14 protein-coding genes are annotated in these 16,393 nt (G+C 58.3%); 7 read left to right on the top strand and 7 right to left on the bottom strand.

All coding sequences use genetic code 11. From position 1 onward, the window contains the following. Nucleotides 1-2: 2 nt before the first annotated feature. A complete protein-coding gene (locus tag JXQ78_RS00550) occupies nt 3-1,121 on the bottom strand; it encodes a hypothetical protein (RefSeq protein ID WP_330631525.1) in 1,119 nt (372 codons plus the stop codon). Nucleotides 1,122-1,321: 200 nt separating this feature from the next. Here JXQ78_RS00550 and uvrB point away from each other — a divergent pair, with 200 nt between their 5' ends. Then, on the top strand, nt 1,322-3,403 hold the full coding sequence (gene uvrB, locus JXQ78_RS00555; protein WP_330631526.1) for an excinuclease ABC subunit UvrB: 2,082 nt from the start codon (nt 1,322-1,324) through the stop codon (nt 3,401-3,403). A 5-nt stretch (nt 3,404-3,408) separates the two neighbouring features. Here uvrB and JXQ78_RS00560 read toward each other — a convergent pair whose 3' ends face one another. Then, nucleotides 3,409-5,154, bottom strand: coding sequence for an excinuclease ABC subunit C (locus JXQ78_RS00560; protein WP_330631527.1), 1,746 nt, complete (start codon nt 5,152-5,154; stop codon nt 3,409-3,411). An 84-nt stretch (nt 5,155-5,238) separates the two neighbouring features. Between JXQ78_RS00560 and JXQ78_RS00565 the strand changes: the two genes are divergently transcribed. The 3 genes from JXQ78_RS00565 to JXQ78_RS00575 all read left to right on the top strand — a co-directional run bounded on the left by JXQ78_RS00565 (nt 5,239) and on the right by JXQ78_RS00575 (nt 6,836). Further along, nucleotides 5,239-5,502 carry a hypothetical protein gene (locus tag JXQ78_RS00565; protein WP_330631528.1) on the top strand — a complete coding sequence of 88 codons (264 nt, stop codon included), beginning with the start codon at nt 5,239-5,241 and terminating at the stop codon, nt 5,500-5,502. 37 nt (nt 5,503-5,539) lie between these two features. Then, nucleotides 5,540-6,550 carry an AIR synthase-related protein gene (locus tag JXQ78_RS00570; RefSeq protein WP_330631529.1) on the top strand — a complete coding sequence of 337 codons (1,011 nt, stop codon included), beginning with the start codon at nt 5,540-5,542 and terminating at the stop codon, nt 6,548-6,550. 115 nt (nt 6,551-6,665) lie between these two features. Further along, nucleotides 6,666-6,836, top strand: a complete 171-nt coding sequence (locus JXQ78_RS00575; RefSeq protein ID WP_330631530.1) for a hypothetical protein — start codon at nt 6,666-6,668, stop codon at nt 6,834-6,836. A gap of 188 nt (nt 6,837-7,024) precedes the next feature. On the opposite strand, the gene JXQ78_RS00580 is transcribed toward JXQ78_RS00575, so the two are convergent. Continuing rightward, entirely contained in the window at nt 7,025-8,686 is a 1,662-nt protein-coding gene (locus tag JXQ78_RS00580) for an MBL fold metallo-hydrolase (protein WP_330631531.1), read from the bottom strand. 130 nt (nt 8,687-8,816) lie between these two features. Then, the gene (ligA, locus tag JXQ78_RS00585) at nt 8,817-10,937 is read right to left on the bottom strand and encodes an NAD-dependent DNA ligase LigA (protein ID WP_330631532.1); all 2,121 of its coding nucleotides are present in this window, start codon (nt 10,935-10,937) and stop codon (nt 8,817-8,819) included. Nucleotides 10,938-11,076: 139 nt separating this feature from the next. On the opposite strand from ligA, the gene JXQ78_RS00590 reads away from it, so the two are divergent. The 3 genes from JXQ78_RS00590 (at nt 11,077) to JXQ78_RS00600 (ending at nt 13,711) form a co-directional block, all read left to right on the top strand. After that, nucleotides 11,077-11,313, top strand: a complete 237-nt coding sequence (locus tag JXQ78_RS00590; protein ID WP_330631533.1) for a transcriptional regulator — start codon at nt 11,077-11,079, stop codon at nt 11,311-11,313. A gap of 250 nt (nt 11,314-11,563) precedes the next feature. Further along, nucleotides 11,564-12,448: a FlaD/FlaE family flagellar protein gene (locus JXQ78_RS00595; RefSeq protein WP_330631534.1), complete on the top strand. Its 885-nt coding sequence runs from the start codon at nt 11,564-11,566 to the stop codon at nt 12,446-12,448. A gap of 192 nt (nt 12,449-12,640) precedes the next feature. Beyond that, a complete protein-coding gene (locus JXQ78_RS00600) occupies nt 12,641-13,711 on the top strand; it encodes a rod shape-determining protein (RefSeq protein WP_330631535.1) in 1,071 nt (356 codons plus the stop codon). Between the two features lie 22 nt (nt 13,712-13,733). Here JXQ78_RS00600 and JXQ78_RS00605 read toward each other — a convergent pair whose 3' ends face one another. The 3 genes from JXQ78_RS00605 to speB are packed head-to-tail and all read right to left on the bottom strand — an operon-like array spanning nt 13,734 to nt 16,372. Then, the gene (locus JXQ78_RS00605) at nt 13,734-14,726 is read right to left on the bottom strand and encodes a deoxyhypusine synthase (RefSeq protein WP_330631536.1); all 993 of its coding nucleotides are present in this window, start codon (nt 14,724-14,726) and stop codon (nt 13,734-13,736) included. 42 nt (nt 14,727-14,768) lie between these two features. Then, nucleotides 14,769-15,527, bottom strand: a complete 759-nt coding sequence (locus tag JXQ78_RS00610) for a Nif3-like dinuclear metal center hexameric protein (protein ID WP_330631537.1) — start codon at nt 15,525-15,527, stop codon at nt 14,769-14,771. Between the two features lie 38 nt (nt 15,528-15,565). Next, nucleotides 15,566-16,372, bottom strand: coding sequence for an agmatinase (gene speB, locus JXQ78_RS00615; RefSeq protein WP_330631538.1), 807 nt, complete (start codon nt 16,370-16,372; stop codon nt 15,566-15,568). Between the last annotated feature and the right edge of the window lie 21 nt (nt 16,373-16,393).

Below are 16,393 nucleotides of genomic sequence, written 5' to 3' on the forward strand. Positions count from 1 at the left end.
CGTTAACACGGAGGGCTGTCAGTGGAATCGCTGTCGGGAGTATCAGCGTCGGTGGAGTCTGCGACGGTAGTTTCAGCGTCAGTATCCCCAGTGTCTACAGAGTCGTCATCGGCTGGGGTCGTCTCTGGCGTCCGTGTTTCCGTTCGATCATCTGGCGTTGCCGTGTCATCTGCTTCGGTTGGTGTCTGGGTTGTGTCCTCGGTATCCGTCTCTGTCTGCGGTGTATCAGTCGGTGTCTCGTTCGCGTTCACCGTCACCGATAACGAGTACGCTGCTGACTTCCAGAACGATCCAATGCCGTTCTCAGTTGGATAGACCCGAACGTAATACGTTCCACTCTGGGCAGCAGTGTGCGTGAACGTCTTGGTCTGAGGGCTTTCGTTCGACACGTCGTGCTCGCCGTGATATCCTGCAAACGTGGTGTCCGGGGTGTCCGGTCCAGTGAGCTGGATATTCACGAGTCCCGTCGAATCAGTTTCTGCCGACGCCGCTATCGTTTCCCCTTTGTCGAGCTGAATCGCGTACGTATCCACGTCCTGGCCGCTCATTGTGGCCGAAACCGTCTCGCCGGCTGCAACGTGCGTGGCCGACGATGGCTGTTCGTTGGGATCGTACTGATCCAGTCGGTCGGTCGAAACTGAAATGTCATAGTCCGAGACGTTCGTGCCGCTGACCCGAACGAAATAGGTGGCTGATTCGGTCGCCATCGCTCCGCCGTATGCTACCGATGATGAACCTGGACTCGGTCTGTAATCCGAGCCCATCCCATCATTCGGATAGACGTTGATTTTCTCGCCAGCTGAATTGAACAGATCAATCCGTGCGTCGGTTCCCGGATGGATCGTCGAATCGTTCGGTCCAAGCTCAAGCGAGGCCCTGATCCGCTCGCCGCTACTGGCGTCAAACTCGTACCAGTCAGTGTCGTTCGCTGTCAATGCGTCAGTTGCCGTTCCGTCTGCACCGAGTGCCGTAGCATCCGCTCGGTCGGAATCGTCGTCATTCGAGAGGGTCTGGTTTGCATAGCGATCACCAGCAATCGCCACACTCGAAAGCCCGATTCCGACAACCGAGATGAGTAGAATTGTTAGCAATACTGTGGCCGAAAGTCGTTTTCGAATCATCTATGATCGATGTGTTACCGGCGGTGCTTCGGTTCACGTGCGACCGCTGTCACACATCAGCATCCCCTTTCGTGATTTTTCGAATAAGTCTTGTGGCCATCTGACATCTCGGTTTCTATACTATATGTTTTCTGGCCAGTGGATCGTGTGCTATCGCTTCAAGCGAGGTGCTGAAGTGGTTCGGACACCTACCTATTTTGATGAGTGATCCCAGCACCAGCAGTCGTTCCTCCCGGGAAACGTCGGGGTCTGTGCTCAGACCGGACCGACCCGACAGCGACCGACCGTTTCGCGTCGATGCACCGTTCGATCCTGCCGGCGATCAACCCGACGCGATCGAAGCGCTGGTCGCGGGCTATCACGATGGAGACGACGAACAGACGTTGCTGGGGGTAACTGGCTCGGGAAAAACGAACACGGTTTCTTGGGTGATCGAGGAGGTCCAGCAACCGACGCTTGTCATCGCACACAACAAGACGCTCGCTGCCCAGCTCTACGACGAATTCCGATCGCTGTTTCCGGACAACGCCGTCGAATACTTCGTCTCCTACTACGACTACTATCAGCCCGAGGCCTACGTCGAGCAAACTGACACGTATATCGGCAAGGACGCAGCAATCAACGAGGAGATCGACCGCTTGCGCCACTCGGCGACGCGGTCGTTGCTCACGCGCGACGACGTGATCGTGGTTGCGTCAGTGTCTGCGATCTATGGCCTCGGTGATCCGGCGAACTACGAATCGATGTCGTTACGACTCGAAGCGGGCCAGGAGATCGGGCGCGATTCACTGCTGAAAGCGCTGGTGGACCTGAACTACGAGCGAAACGACGTGGATTTCACACAGGGTACGTTCCGCGTCCGTGGTGATACGATCGAGGTGTTCCCGATGTACGGCCGGTATGCCGTTCGCGTGGAGTTCTGGGGCGACGAAATCGACCGCTTACAGAAGATAGACGTCCTTGAAGGCGAGTCGAAAGGTACTCAGAACGCGGTGTTGTTCCACCCGGCAGAGCACTACTCAATCCCCGAAAAACGCCGAGAAACGGCCATCGAAGAGATCGAAGCGCTCCTCGAAGAACGGATCGACTACTTCGAACGCGAGGGCGATCTGGTCGCCGCCCAGCGCATTGAGGAACGAACCACGTTCGATCTGGAGATGATCAAAGAGGCCGGCTACTGTTCGGGCATCGAAAACTACTCCGTTCACATGTCGGATCGAGAATCGGGCGAGCGACCCTACACGCTGCTCGATTATTTCCCAGACGAGTTTCTGACGGTCGTCGACGAGTCCCACCAGACGCTTCCGCAGGTTCGTGGCCAGCTTGCGGGAGACAAAGCCCGCAAGGAGTCACTCGTGAACAACGGCTTTCGACTCCCCACGGCGTACGACAACCGACCGCTTTCCTTCGAGGAGTTCGAGCGTGTTACCGACAAAATGCTCTACGTGAGCGCAACGCCCAGCGAGTACGAACGCGAGAACTCGGCACAGATCGTCGAGCAGATCGTTCGGCCGACACATCTCGTGGATCCGGCCGTTGAGGTTTCTCCGACCGAGGGACAGATCGACGATCTCCTCGATCGGATCACCGAACGGACCGAACAGGACGAGCGCGTACTTGTGACGACGCTTACCAAACGAATGGCCGAAGATCTCACCGAGTTTCTGGATGAGGCGGGCGTCGCCGTCGAGTACATGCACGACGAAACCGACACGCTTGAGCGCCACGAGCTGGTGCGCGGACTCAGACTCGGAGAGTTTGACGTGCTCGTCGGCATCAACCTCCTCCGGGAGGGCCTTGACATTCCGGAGGTGTCACTGGTGGCGATTCTCGACGCCGACCAGGAGGGCTTTCTCCGATCGGATACCACGCTCGTTCAGACCATGGGCCGTGCGGCCCGCAACGTTCGAGGGACGGTCGTGTTGTACGCAGACGAGACGACCGACGCGATGGCCAGTGCAATCGAAGAAACCCAGCGCCGCCGTGCGATCCAACAGGAGTACAACGAAGAACACGGTTTTACCCCGACTACCATCGACAAGGAGGTCGGTGAGACCACGCTTCCAGGAAGCAAAACCGATACCAGCTCCGTCACTGGCGTTGAGCCCGACTCATATGATGAAGCGCGCGAGTTCATCGCCGAGCTCGACCGGCGGATGCAAGAAGCCGCCAGCAACCTCGAATTCGAGCTCGCTGCTGACATCCGTGACCGCATTCGAGAGATACAAGAGGCATACGACTTCGATGACGATGCAGTTGTCCCGGAAACCGACGAGTTCTGAGGTGACTACAGTCGACGGGCGATCGTTTCAGCCGTCTTTTTGCCCACGCCAGGAACGGTCTCAAGCTCGTTGGTTGAAGCAGCCCTGATCGTTTCGACCGAGCCGAATCGTCGGAGCAATCGGTTTCGGGTTTGGGGGCCCACTCCGTCGATCGTTTCGAGCACCGTCTCGATCTCATCGCGAAGTGTCTGGTGATACTGCACGGCAAACCGATGAGCTTCATCACGTACTCGCTGGAGGAGATGCAGCTGGGGTGCGTCCTCTGGCCAGTCGAACTGGCGGTCTTCGGTGAGAATGATTTCGTCGCCTTTCGCAAGCGCCACCACGGGCACACTCCAGCCGGCCGCCGAAAGCGCATCCACGCTGGCCTGACGCTGGCCCTCGCCACCGTCGATGAGCAACAGGTCGGGTGTTGGGCGCTCGTCCCGACCATTGATAGCCCGGTCTGCCCGCCAGGCGAGCAGTTCGTGCATATTCGCGTAGTCGTCGTTGCGGTCAGTCAGCTTCTTTCGCCGATAGTCCGCCTTTACCGGCCGTCCATCGACGAACGCCACGTTAGATCCGACGACCGACCGGCCCTGTGCGTGGCTCACGTCGAAGCCTTCGATCCGGTCGATTGATTCGAGTCCGAGCGCGTTGGCCAGCAGAGCGGCTCCATCCGTGTCACTACTCGAACTCCGGGCGTTTTTCAGGGCGAGATTCACGAGGGTGTGTTTTCGACCAGTGCCCGGAACGGTCACCGTGACACCCTCAGATTCGAGCCAGTCGGTCACGTCCGCGTCGGTGGGTAACTCCGGACAGAGCAACTCATCAGGGAGCCGTCGCTCGGTGTAGAACTGCGGAAGAAACGCACTCAAAATGCTTCCAACGGTGTTTGCTGGCTGTTCGTCCGTGCCGACACCGGACACCGAATGGCGTTCTCGATCGACGAGCTTGCCGTTCTCGCTGCACAGTCGGGCGACCGTCGCAGACTCACCCCGAACGTCAACACCGAGTACGTCCATCGTTCGTTCGTCGCGGCTGATGACCGCCCCTCCCCCCTCGCCGTGGAACGCTTCGACTGCGCTGAGTCGATCGCGAAGATTCGCGGCCCGTTCGTACTGCTGAGCGTCGCTTGCCTCGTGCATTGCCCGCCGAAGTGGATCCGTGAGCACGCCAGTTTCGCCCTCGAAAAAGCGTTTAACCGTCTCGACATCACCGAGATACGTCTCGTGCTCGATTTCACCCGTACAAGGGGCAGAACAGAGCCCGATATCGAAATCCAGACACGGTCGATCTCGGCCGGCAAATTTATGATCAGAGCAGCCACGCAGCCCGTAGAGCGATCGGATTGCTTTGACGACGGTATCAACCCGTCCCTTCTCGGTGTAGGGGCCAAAAACGGTCGCGGATTCGTCAGGATCGCGCGTGATCTCGATACGGGGGGTTGGGTGGTCCGTGAGCTGAACGAGCGGATAGGATTTGTCGTCTTTGAGCCGAACGTTGTACCGTGGCTGGTGGCGCTTGATCAGATTTGCCTCCAGTAATAGGGCCTGTGTCTCGGTCTCGGTCATCGCCACGTCGATCGAAGCGGCCCCATCGATCATGCGACGAATTCGCGCCGAGCGAGGATCGCCGTACGACCGCACTCGGTCTCTGAGGTCGACTGCCTTTCCAACGTAGAGCACGACGCCGTCTGCGTCCAGAAACTGATAGACGCCGGGCTCGCGGGGGAGCTTGCTCGCCCGTTCGGTGACGCCCGTGGTGTCCATCACTCGTCACTATCGGCCGAACGCGGTTGAAACTGACGCGTTCTCGGTCGATGCGTTCTCCTGTTGGTAGCAAAAAGCCCACCTATGAGCGAATCACGGCAGCTGTGGATGGTCGATCGAACGTTCGATTCGAGGAATCTGGTGACGATCACGTACGCGTCGACCGACGGGACACAACAGCTCCGCAAGGAGCTGTCCTCGTCGATGCTCTCTCGAATTGCAATCACCGCTGCGATCACCGCATCCGAAGACGAACTCGAGTCGGTCGAGAGCACAGAACGCCGCGAGCGCTTTGCAACTGAGGCGTCCAGAATGGCGGCTGCTCACTCGCCGGACGACGAGCTCTGAGCAAAAGCGTAACAACCGTCCCCACGAGAGCCTGGATATGGACCGGTACGGAAAGATAGACAGCTCGTTTTTCACTGAATACGTCTATCCACATCTTGGGGCCGACCGCGACGATGTCGCGCTGGGTCCCACCGCTGGCGTGGATTTTGGGATCGTCGACGTTGGCGGCCAGGCCCTGGTGACCGCGACCGATCCAATCTCGATTCTTCCAGAGCTGGGATTCGAACGAGCAGCCCAGTTCGCGCTCGATATCGTGCTCACCGACGTGGCCGTCAGTGGACTGTCGCCGGACTTTCTCTCCGTGTCGTTCACGCTCCCGCCATCGATGACCGACGAGCAGTTCCGACGTGTCTGGACCACGATGGATGCGATGGCGACCGAACTGAATATTGCCATCGTAACCGGCCATACTGCACGATACGAGGGATGTTCGTTTCCGTGGGTCGGCGGTGCGACTGCCTTTGCCGTCGGTGATCACGACGCGGTGATCAGACCGAACGACAGCCAGCCCGGCGACCAGCTCATCGTGTCGACTGGCCCCGGTGCTGAGGCGGTGGGACTCCTGACCACACTGTTTGGCGACCAGCTAGATCTCCCTCCCGCCACCCTCGAAACCGCCAGGAAACGACTCGGTGACACTCGGGGCGTTGCCGACGCGCTCAGTGTAGCCGAGATCGACGGCGTAACCGCGATTCACGACATTACAGAAGGAGGCCTCCAGGGCGCACTGTGCGAACTCGCCAACAGCACGGGACGAAAGCTCCGCGTTGAACGCGAGGCCGTTCCAATCGGCCCGGGTGTCGAACCCGTCTGTACCGCGCTCGATCTCGATCCGTGGCAGGTGACGAGTGCCGGCTCGTTGCTGGTGAGTGCTTCCGAAAATGCAGCCACTGAGGTGGTTGATAAACTCCGTGCACGTGGGACGCGGGCCGCAATCGTCGGATCCGTCACGGACGGAGCGGGAGTCTGGATTGACGGCGAACGCGTCGACCATCCCGGAAGTGATCCATCCTGGGACGTGTACGCAAAGCTGGCCAATGAAAAGTAATCGCTGGACGGGAACGTTCTGGCAAATAAATCTGTTGTTGTTACATTATAAAACGCTCGTTTGAGACAACGGGGTGTATTATGCCTTCAGACGGCCAAAGAAGAATGTGGTTGGCATGGCACCACAGACCGATACGGACGATGGCCGTGGTAGCCGTATGATGTCGGACGAACGAGGAGCTATCGGCGCACACGACCCGTTTGCTGACGATCGGCGTTTCGGAGCCGGGCCTCCCGAGCCGTCCGTCGGCATCGCATACCCATCCGGATCGTGTGCGGGCGAGTGAGTCACGTTGTGAACGATGAGTGACGGCAGTTTGTCGGATCGGTCAAATCGCCTGTCGGACTCCGGCCCTGTCGGCCGGGGCCATTTCCACTAGTGTAGTGGCGGGAGTGTCAGAGGAAGGCGAGCGCAATTAATAGGGCGTTTTTTGGCACGTCATCACGGACGGGGTCACAGTCCCCGCCGATCCTTCTAGTTCTGTATCGTTTCGTCCGTCGCATCGGTTCGCTCTCCGTCGAGTTGTGGAGCCGTGTGCGCTTTGGATTCATCGCTCGCCGATGCGGTGACACCGGCCGTCAGTGGATCGATCAGTAGTTCGACGGACTGGCCATGTTCGAACGCCGGATCGAGATCGGTGATCCGTAGCAGACAGATGTCACCGCCTGCATCGACAACCGTTGCCGTGTACGGCTCCTGCTCGATGATTGCCTCAACGGTCGAAAGATTCGATCTGATGGCAGCGATCGCGTTGTCGATCGTCTCTGTGTCGGTCCCTTCCGAGTTCACTGGTTCGGATTCGACGGGGTCTGGCGTTCGTCCGTGCCGTGCATCAACTGCTGAGAGATCGATCCCTTCGGTAGTGATGTCCACCCCTTCACGTCGTGGCAGATCGATCGAGGGGCCGTACTCGCTCATCTGTGGGGCGTCGTAGCGGTCGGGCTGTTGACGCCGAATACGACTGGCGGTCTCGGCGTCAAGCTCTGCTGGGGCAACCCACTCGGAGCCATCAAACAGCGTATAAACGAGATCGTCGCTCACTTCCCAGACGAAGCTGTCGCGCTGTATTGGCGTAGCAGTCGTCGCTGTGGCCGTTCTGTTCGCCAGGATGACCTGGACTGGATCGAGTGACTCCAGGATTGACGCCATCGACGATTTCGTCGGTCCGTGCCGCCAGGGGAGCGATTGTGCCATACAGCGTGCGGCAGCCATTGGGGTTGCGTCGCGGTGTGTCAACCGAATCACTGCCGCCGACGGATCGTCAACCAGCCCGTCGAACAGCCGCTTTGAGCGGCCCTCGATGGGGGTTGCCGGCGTTGCCACAACGACACCATTGCCGTCCAGTGGGGGTGCACCGTCTGGCATCGGTCTGACGGTTTGGTTCGTGTATCCAAGCTGCTCCCACAGTGCGCCGATACGGCCGACAGGAATCGTCGTTTCGGGCGTCCCGAGCTCATTTGAGAGCTCCCCGAGCAGTGCCGTCACGTGGAGTGCGGTCGGCTCATCCGCCGTCACCAGCACGGAAGAGGCCGTCGACACCCGATCACAAATAACGCTACAGGCCTCTGTCAGTGAGTTGGGTGAGTGGGTTTCGTCGGGGGCATCAAGCACTACTGCGTCCAGATCTAGCTCTGGGGGGAGGTTGAGTCCCTGAAAGCCAGCCGCAGATTCCTCGGTGTACTCGTTGGCAACGAGCACCGTTCTGAACGTGTTGCCATCGTCGATCTCGAATAAGAATCCTGCGGCTCCTGGCGCGTGGCCGACCGGAACCGGATGAACCGAGAGCCCCTCAAGCAACTGATTCCAGCCGTCGATCACGACGAACTGATCCAAAATCCGTTCTGGATGGTCCATCGACCGTGCCTTGGATCCCGTCAGCGACGCCGCAACGATCTGGGCGGTCTCTCTTGTCGTATAAATTGGCACGTCCTCTGCAACGTTCGTATCGAGCGAGCTGTAACACTCCGGATGCGCACTCGTCAGAACGATCCCGAGCAGCTTTTCGCCCCGATCGTCGTCCAGAATCGATTCAACGTCCACCCCACGACCGGCGTTGAACAACAGACAACCTACTCCGTCAGGGACCACACCCTCAAATCGCAAGCAGAACGACTCCCCGCCTGTGTCTGGGTTCACACGCTGATAATGTAACCTCATCCTTCGACTATTATAGCCACCAGCAGTTAATCTTGATTTAAGCTATTATTGAAAATCAGCATTCTATTGTGAAATAGATGATTATTCTCTAAATTTGTACACCAGCCGTTCACTCGAACGGTATATCGTGATCGGAAAGCAAATCGAGAAAGTCCGCTTCTGAAAGCACGGTCGTGTCGTGTTCATCTGCCCCAGCAAGCTTTCGTTCCCCGGGATTGTCACCGGTGACGAGATAGTCGGTGTTAGAAGAGACGCTTGTGGTGGCGTTGCCACCGTACTGCTCGATGAGCTCTTGTGCCTCCGAACGCGTGACCGAATCGAGTGAGCCGGTGAACACGAACGTCGTCTCGGCAAACGGCGACTCGGCAGTGGATTCGACGGGCTGGGGATCGACACCTTCTTCGAGTAACTGCTCAATCACACTGACATTGCGCTCGTTGTCGAAGAAGTTCCGGATCTCTCCGGCGACGGTCGGTCCCACGTCGGAGACGGTTTGTAGTTCCGCTTCAGTGGCCGACAGCAGTTCTTCGATGGATTCGAACCGCTCGGCCAGCGATCGGGCGGTGGTTCCCCCGACTTCAGGAATGCCAAGCGCAGTCAAAAACGTATCCAGCCGTGGCGTCGCCGTCGCTTCGAGCTCGTCGATCACGTTCTGTGCGCTCTGTTCGCCCCATCCGTCCAGCCGGGCAAGATCAGCAGTCCGTAGCGCGTACAGATCGGGGAGTGATTCGACGAGTCCCGTCTCGATCAGTTGATCGAGGCGCTGCTCTCCCAGTCCTTCGATGTCGAGTCCCGAACGACTGGCGTAGTGCTGGATCGCCCGCTTTCGCTGCATTGGACAGCTGAGTCCGCCAGTGCAGTAGGCAAGCGGCCCCTCCCGCTCGACGGAGCTTTCACAGACCGGACAGCTGTCGGGAAACGAAAAGTGCGTCTCGTTGTTGTGTTCTGTGACCTCACTCACGTACGGGATCACGTCTCCCGCCCGCTGAATGCGGACCCGATCGCCGATGTCGACGCCGAGCTCGGCAATCTGATCGGGGTTATGGAGGCTCGCTCGCGACACCTCGACACCTGCGACCTGCACCGGATCGAGCAACGCAACTGGCGTGAGTCGTCCAGTTCGGCCGACCTGAACGACAATATCGCGAACGGTCGTCTCTTCGGTTCTGGCCGGTAGTTTGTACGCAAACGACCAGCGTGGCGCACGAGCGGTCGCTCCGAGCCGTTCACACCGGTCGCGGTCGTTGATCGAAATAACGACGCCATCCACCTCGTAATCGAGATCGTCGCGCGCCCCAACGAGCTCATCACGGTACTCGATTGCCTCGTCGATCGTCTCGACGATAGTCGCCCGGTCGTTGATCTTCAATCCCCACTCTGGGAGCCGCTCGCGAATCTCCCATTGTGTATCGAACGGGACGGAACTCTCTAGGACCCCGAAGAAAAAACAATCCAGCGGTCGTTCTGCCGTGACGCTCGGATCAAGCTGTCGGAGCGTCCCTGCGGCGGCGTTGCGTGGATTCGCGAACGGATCCTTTCCCTGTTCGACCCGCTCGCGATTGTGTGTCTGGAATGCTGCCCGTGGCATGAACACCTCGCCGCGAACGGCCAGAAACGACGGTGGATCGCCGCGCAACTGGAGCGGAATCGATCGAATCGTTCGAACGTTCTCCGTTACGTCCTCGCCTGTGGTGCCATCACCACGAGTTGCAGCGCGAACGTACGCTCCATCCTCGTAAACGATTTCGATCGAGAGGCCATCGAATTTTGGCTCACAGAGATACGAGAGGGTCTCATCGCTGAACGCTTCGAGCGAACTCTGGGTGTCTGTTGCCCCAGACAGTCCGAGTTCGCGGTGAACGCGCTCGTCGAACGACCGTACATCCCCAACGTCGCCGCTTGAGTCGATCGAAAGCATCGGTGCAACGTGCTCGACCGAATCCAGTTCATCGAGAGGCTCCCCACCAACGCGCTGGGTTGGACTGTTTGCAACCGCAAGATCGAAAGACTCCTCAAGTGTCTTCAGGCGCTCGAACAACGCGTCGTACGTCCGATCGGCGATCTCTGGATCGGCCTCGATATAGTACCGACGGTCGTGGTATCTAATCGCCGCTCGAAGCTGTTGGGCCTGTTCGATCGCCGCCTCGCGAGAAAGCGATTCAATCGGCTCAAATTCAACGTCGGGATCGCCGACAAACGGCGTCTCCCTGGGATCGATCGACCGACTCATTGCTCGCTGTAGCACGACGCCTGGCTTAAAGCCAGGCAAATATTCGAATCAATTGCTGTCTAACTAGCACGAATCTCGTCTCAATCACCTAATGGATCGTGTCGGTAACATTATAGTCGCTGGCAGACGAAACAGAGCCATGGTCCACACCTGCAGAAACTGCAAGCGCACGTTCGCGACGGAACTCGAACTCGAGCTTCACCGAGACACCTGTACCGACGATCAACTGTTCTGTGAACGCTGTGGTGAGCGATTCCCCGAGCGACGGGCCACTCGCGATGGCTGGCACTACGAATGTCCCACCGAAGACTGTCAAGGGACCGGTATCGACGACGAACTTCATCGGGTACGTGATGCGATTTCTGTGACGCAGTAACGACTCGATGCAGTGGTGAATGGGTAGTGACCTCGGTACTCATAGGGCTCGTCAGCACCGGGTGTCGAGGCCGGCTCAGAAAGCCACGTTCGTCATCGGCCACGACTATCATTACGTTCCCGCCACCTTAGGGGTGCCGAGTAGATGAGCACCCTGCCTAATTTGACACTAGTTTGTACTGTTTACAGAGAGAATTCACAGTCAATGAGGAAAGATTGTTGTGCATTTGTAACGCACATATCCAACGGCGATGGTTGTGGATTCGAGCGATCTCGACATGTCAATTCAGTATCAATCTAGCGGCGACACCGTGTCGACCGACGAATCCAGCGACGCCGCGTTTGTTTTTAACAACGCTCAGCAGCCTGATCGAGGACCTCGACGGGGGGATCGCGCTTCCGAACAGTTCAACAGGCCGGAGGTTAACCCTTCAATCAACATGGACAGCGGCGAACAAGATTCGTCGGGGGGGTCGTCCGATGGGGGTGCGCTTGACGGCCGGGGGAAAGAGACGGATTCAGATACGGCGGGTGGCGACGATTCGGACGGTGGAGCGTCGGACCGAGCAACGATCGGACCGGACGTGTTTCAATCATCGATGCAGGACGGGCCGACGGAGCTGGTGGCAATCGATCCGACGGCCTATTCCATCGAGGAGCTTCGAACGGTCGCCGACTGTTCGGATCCGGACGTGGTGACACCGATAACGGAAAACGAAGTCCATGGTTTCGTCTGGTCGGAACCACCGGAGGAACACCGATCGCACGTGGAAGATCCCACACCACAGCAGATCGAACGCCTGTTAACGCTCGCCGGTATCGATCCCGAGCGGGTCGGCGAGAAACCGTATCTCACCCGTGTCGAACAGCAAGAAGCCGGGACGTACATCAACGGATGGATTGACTTTCTTATTTCGGAGGCTGGAACCGACGGCGCTATCAGCGCAATTGATCGCTACCAGGAGATTGGCTGGATCACGCCACATGTCGCCGAACAGCTCCTCGAGCGCGTCGAATGGGCAGACGTCCAACACGGTAAGGGCTATGAGGTGTTCGACCGGGGGGATCACCTCCTTAATTTCTTCTACGTGGCAAAAATTGCCTCCCTCTCCGTCGAAGGAATGATGTTCTACTGAACTCAGTCCAGCGGATACTGTTGCCAGTCCGAGTTCTCCCCCTGCCGCCAGCTCACATCGTGAAGATATTACAGAGTAGCGTAAATATATCTGCTCTATGTTGTGTTACTCTCACCTGTATTTGTATTTTATTGAAAAATTCTGCGCTATACGGATGATGATAAGTACCAGGAGCGAAAATGGGCATCCAACATGCTCGATGAGGAAATGGAGACAGAAGAAGAGCTAGACGAAGAGAATCCGGTCCCTGTCGGTGTTAAGCTGGGAAGCACACGAACGGTCGTTGTCCAGCCAAAAGGCAATGTAGTACGAACGCATGAAGCACTGACATGTCTGGCAACGTATCAGGATGTATTATCTGAAAAGCGCCGCGCGGTGTACGGTGAAGAGGCAGCCAACGAATATCCCGAGCGTGTCCAGTTTATGTTGCGTTCTGGGCTGCCCGAGGACGATAAGCGCGCTGAGACTGCCGCGACGTTCTTCAATAAGTTCACCAGCGCCAACGGTGTGCCCGAAAACAGCGTCGTGGTGTATGCAATCCCAACGATCGACAACGAGGGGGGGCTGACGAATCTCGCAGCGGTGATCGAAGAGAGCGGGATTGGGAGTCAGCTCATTCGGAGCTATCCGGAGTCACTCTGTGGCTCGATTCCGGCGCTCGGCAGTGGCCTTGACGCGATCAATCGGATCTTTATCGCCATCAACATGGGATCGACCAATCTCGAGGCGTGTGCCTATCGGCGTGGCGAACAGCTCTCGCGGTTCTCGACCGGGTCGGTGACCGGCAACGAGGTCGACCGCTGGATCGCCAATAACGTCGAAGAAGAGACCCAGGGTCGGGTGAATATCGATCAGACGACCGCACGGGAGTACAAAGAAGAGCACGGCGATCTCGAGAATTTCAAACCGTTCACTGACATCATCCAGCAACCTGGCGGTGGCACCCACGAGTTTACGATCGAGCGCAGCGTCGTTGACGCGCTGGACCGGTACGTGAACGAAGCAGTCGATGAGATCGCAAACGAGTTCCTCCCGCAACTTGCCAACCGTTACATCAAAATCTACAAGCAGACGCTCGAAGAGCCGATCGTGCTCACTGGCGGAATGGCGTGTATTCCGGGACTTCTTGAGGAGTTCGAAACCCGACTCAGCACCGAGCTGCAACACGAAGTAACAGTGACGGCACCGGAAGAGCCAGTCACGGCGGCCGCTCGTGGTGCACAGCGCATTGCCGAGCAGTTCGTTGAAGAAGAAACCTTCTAGGACGTTCGGTGGTCAGGCGTCGTCACTCGATTCGTTCCCGTGCACCGGCAATGACGAGCGGAAGTGTTATCGTCGCATCAGCATACACAGAAACGTTTCGTGCGTCTTTTTTGAGTTTCCCCCAGGATCTGGCTTCATCTAAGGTTGCTCCTGAGAGCCCGCCGGTCTGTGGCGGATCCATCGTGAGTTGCACACCGTAATCGTATGCGCCGGGCGTGACGAGCATTGTCTGGAGCACGTAGTTTTTGGGGACGCCGCCACCGACGACGAACGCTCCGGTTGAGTCCGCCTCGTAGGCAATATCGTTCAGCTCAGACATGTCGGACAGTGCATCGAGCGAGAATGGATCGACCTGTGAGCGCAGCCAGGCCTGTAGCCCAAGCACCGAGTCCTGAATTGCGGGCACATAGATCGGCACGTCGTGTTCGGCGGCGACGGCCGCGATTCCGGGAGCTTCCTCGATATTTTCCCGCTCGTTGACTGTTGCATTGGCTTTCCCAAGCTTCCTGGTAAACGCACGAATGCTGACGGGCTCATCGAACGCCGGAAACACTTCTTCGCGGAGATGCGTCTCGAACAGCGCGAAATGTTCTTGCGGGAGATAGACGTTGTAGATCCGATCGACACCCTCGTCCCGAAGGGTCTCGTCGTGTTCACGCTCGGTCCCCTCGCCGTGGACGCGTCCGTGGTGGTGTTTTCCCCCGATCGCTTCGATGGCGTCGTGTGTGAGATTCGCACCGGTGGTGACGAGCACGTCGATGTAGCCATCACAGATTAGATCGGCAACGATCTGACGCATGCCGGTTGGCACCATCGCGCCAGCGAGTCCGAAGAACACGGTCGTGTCCTCCTCGAACATCGACGCCGCCACGTCCGTCGCTTCGTGGAGATCTGCCGCGCCGATGCCGGCCTTGCCGAACTGTTCGAGTAACGCCCCAACCGACATCTCGCCGGTCACCCGCGCATGATCGATTGGATCGTGTTGAAACTCCGTTCGATCGACCTCTTCGCTCATAGCACTCCTCGGTCAGCGATCGGTTTGAAGGGCGCGTTTCGCTCACAGACCAGTCGGATGACTGATGTACGACGTTTCGAGCCCCCAACGGTCGAACAGCGACTGGAGCGAGCGCACGCCGAACGTTTCGGTCGCGTAGTGGCCAGCCAGTACCACCGTGAGTCCAGCCTCTCTGGCCTGGTGGTAGGCTTTCTGCTTTCCTTCACCCGTAATGAGCGCATCCACGTCGGCGTCGATCGCCTCGTCGATCCAGTCCGTTCCCGATCCGGTGACGATTGCCACCTGCTCAATCGTTTCGGGGCCAAAATCAAGCGTTTGTATTCGTTCCGAATCGAGAGACTCAAGCACATTACAGAGTTCATCGGGTTCCAGCGGTTCGGGAAGCGTTCCCTGCTGTCCGATCCACTCCGAACCGACGCTACCGAACGGCGACCGGTCGGTGCAGCCAAGCAGATCGGAAATCCCAGCCGCATTGCCGAGCTCCTGGTGCCCATCGAGCGGTTCGTGGGCCGCATAACAGCGGATTTCGTGCTCAATCAGCGGCCGGATACGATCATACGCCCGGCCAGTCAGACGATCCAACCCGCCCCAGAACAGTCCGTGATGGACACAGAGAAGATCTGCATCGAGCGAAATTGCCTCATCGATCGTCGCTACGGCCGCATCGACCGCCACTGCAACGTGCTCGATCGATCCAGATTGGGGCCCTACCTGGAGTCCGTTCGTGCTCGCATCCATCGCAGCGTAGGCGTCCACGTCCAGTCGTTCGTTCAGCCGAGTAACGAGTTCAGCACAGTCCATGGTCCCATCTCGGTGGCCGGCCACAAATCCGATTGGGATCAGCTCGTGGCGTGTGTCGTGACGAACGACCGGAGAAGTTTTGCACCCAGCGTCGCAGCCTGTCCGTCGTCCCGATCGTTGACCTCAACGACATCGAAGCCGACGGCCGCTGGAGCGACGGATCTGACCACGCGTTCTAGCTGTTGGCTCGTGAGGCCAAACGGCTCCATCGTGCCGGTTCCCGGCGCAACTGAGGGATCTGCGGCGTCGATGTCCACGCTCAGATACACGGATTGGTCTTCGAACGAGATCGATTCACAGAACGCTTTGATCGCTTCGGGTTCGATAACCATGATATCGTCTTTTTCGGCACGTTCCCACTCTGGTTTCGAGCCGCTTCGCGCACCGATGACGTACGCTTCGCTGGCGGTGTTCAGTGCGTGATGGGTGACGGTTGCGTGGCTCAGCGGGTTGCCATCGTATGCTTCACGGAGATCGAGATGTGCATCACAGGCGACGAATACGTCTGGTTCGGTCGCTCGGACACCAGCAATCGTCACCGTGTGTTCACCACCGATCGTCACCGGGATGGCCTGACTCGCCCGAATGTCTGTGAGCTCTCCCTCAAGAAACTCGAGATACTCCCCAGCGTCATCCCAGGCGTGGATATCACCGGCGTCGTGGACCGAACAGGCCGTGAATCGAACATCACTGTGGTGGTCGTAATCCTCGAACGACCGTGCGAATTGACGGAGCTGGGCCGGTCCAAATCGGGTCCCCGGTTGAAATGTGGTTGAAACGTCGAGCGGTGCGCCAACGATCACGTACTCTCCGTCCGTCCGGTCAGCTGTTGCGCCGGGAAACATACGTAGAACCGAGTAGACGAC

The sequence above is a fragment of the Halocatena halophila genome, from assembly GCA_027563145.1.
Taxonomy (GTDB): Archaea; Halobacteriota; Halobacteria; order Halobacteriales; family Haloarculaceae; genus Halocatena; species Halocatena halophila.

Bases quoted from the DNA above. Each gene is read 5' to 3' on its own strand.
- JXQ78_RS00550 (WP_330631525.1), bottom strand. From the start codon at position 1,121: ATGATTCGAAAACGACTTTCGGCCACAGTATTGCTAACAATTCTACTC.
- uvrB (WP_330631526.1), top strand. From the start codon at position 1,322: ATGAGTGATCCCAGCACCAGCAGTCGTTCCTCCCGGGAAACGTCGGGG.
- JXQ78_RS00560 (WP_330631527.1), bottom strand. From the start codon at position 5,154: ATGGACACCACGGGCGTCACCGAACGGGCGAGCAAGCTCCCCCGCGAG.
- JXQ78_RS00565 (WP_330631528.1), top strand. From the start codon at position 5,239: ATGAGCGAATCACGGCAGCTGTGGATGGTCGATCGAACGTTCGATTCG.
- JXQ78_RS00570 (WP_330631529.1), top strand. From the start codon at position 5,540: ATGGACCGGTACGGAAAGATAGACAGCTCGTTTTTCACTGAATACGTC.
- JXQ78_RS00575 (WP_330631530.1), top strand. From the start codon at position 6,666: ATGGCACCACAGACCGATACGGACGATGGCCGTGGTAGCCGTATGATG.
- ligA (WP_330631532.1), bottom strand. From the start codon at position 10,937: ATGAGTCGGTCGATCGATCCCAGGGAGACGCCGTTTGTCGGCGATCCC.
- JXQ78_RS00590 (WP_330631533.1), top strand. From the start codon at position 11,077: ATGGTCCACACCTGCAGAAACTGCAAGCGCACGTTCGCGACGGAACTC.
- JXQ78_RS00595 (WP_330631534.1), top strand. From the start codon at position 11,564: ATGGTTGTGGATTCGAGCGATCTCGACATGTCAATTCAGTATCAATCT.
- JXQ78_RS00600 (WP_330631535.1), top strand. From the start codon at position 12,641: ATGCTCGATGAGGAAATGGAGACAGAAGAAGAGCTAGACGAAGAGAAT.
- JXQ78_RS00605 (WP_330631536.1), bottom strand. From the start codon at position 14,726: ATGAGCGAAGAGGTCGATCGAACGGAGTTTCAACACGATCCAATCGAT.
- JXQ78_RS00610 (WP_330631537.1), bottom strand. From the start codon at position 15,527: ATGGACTGTGCTGAACTCGTTACTCGGCTGAACGAACGACTGGACGTG.
- speB (WP_330631538.1), bottom strand. From the start codon at position 16,372: ATGTTTCCCGGCGCAACAGCTGACCGGACGGACGGAGAGTACGTGATC.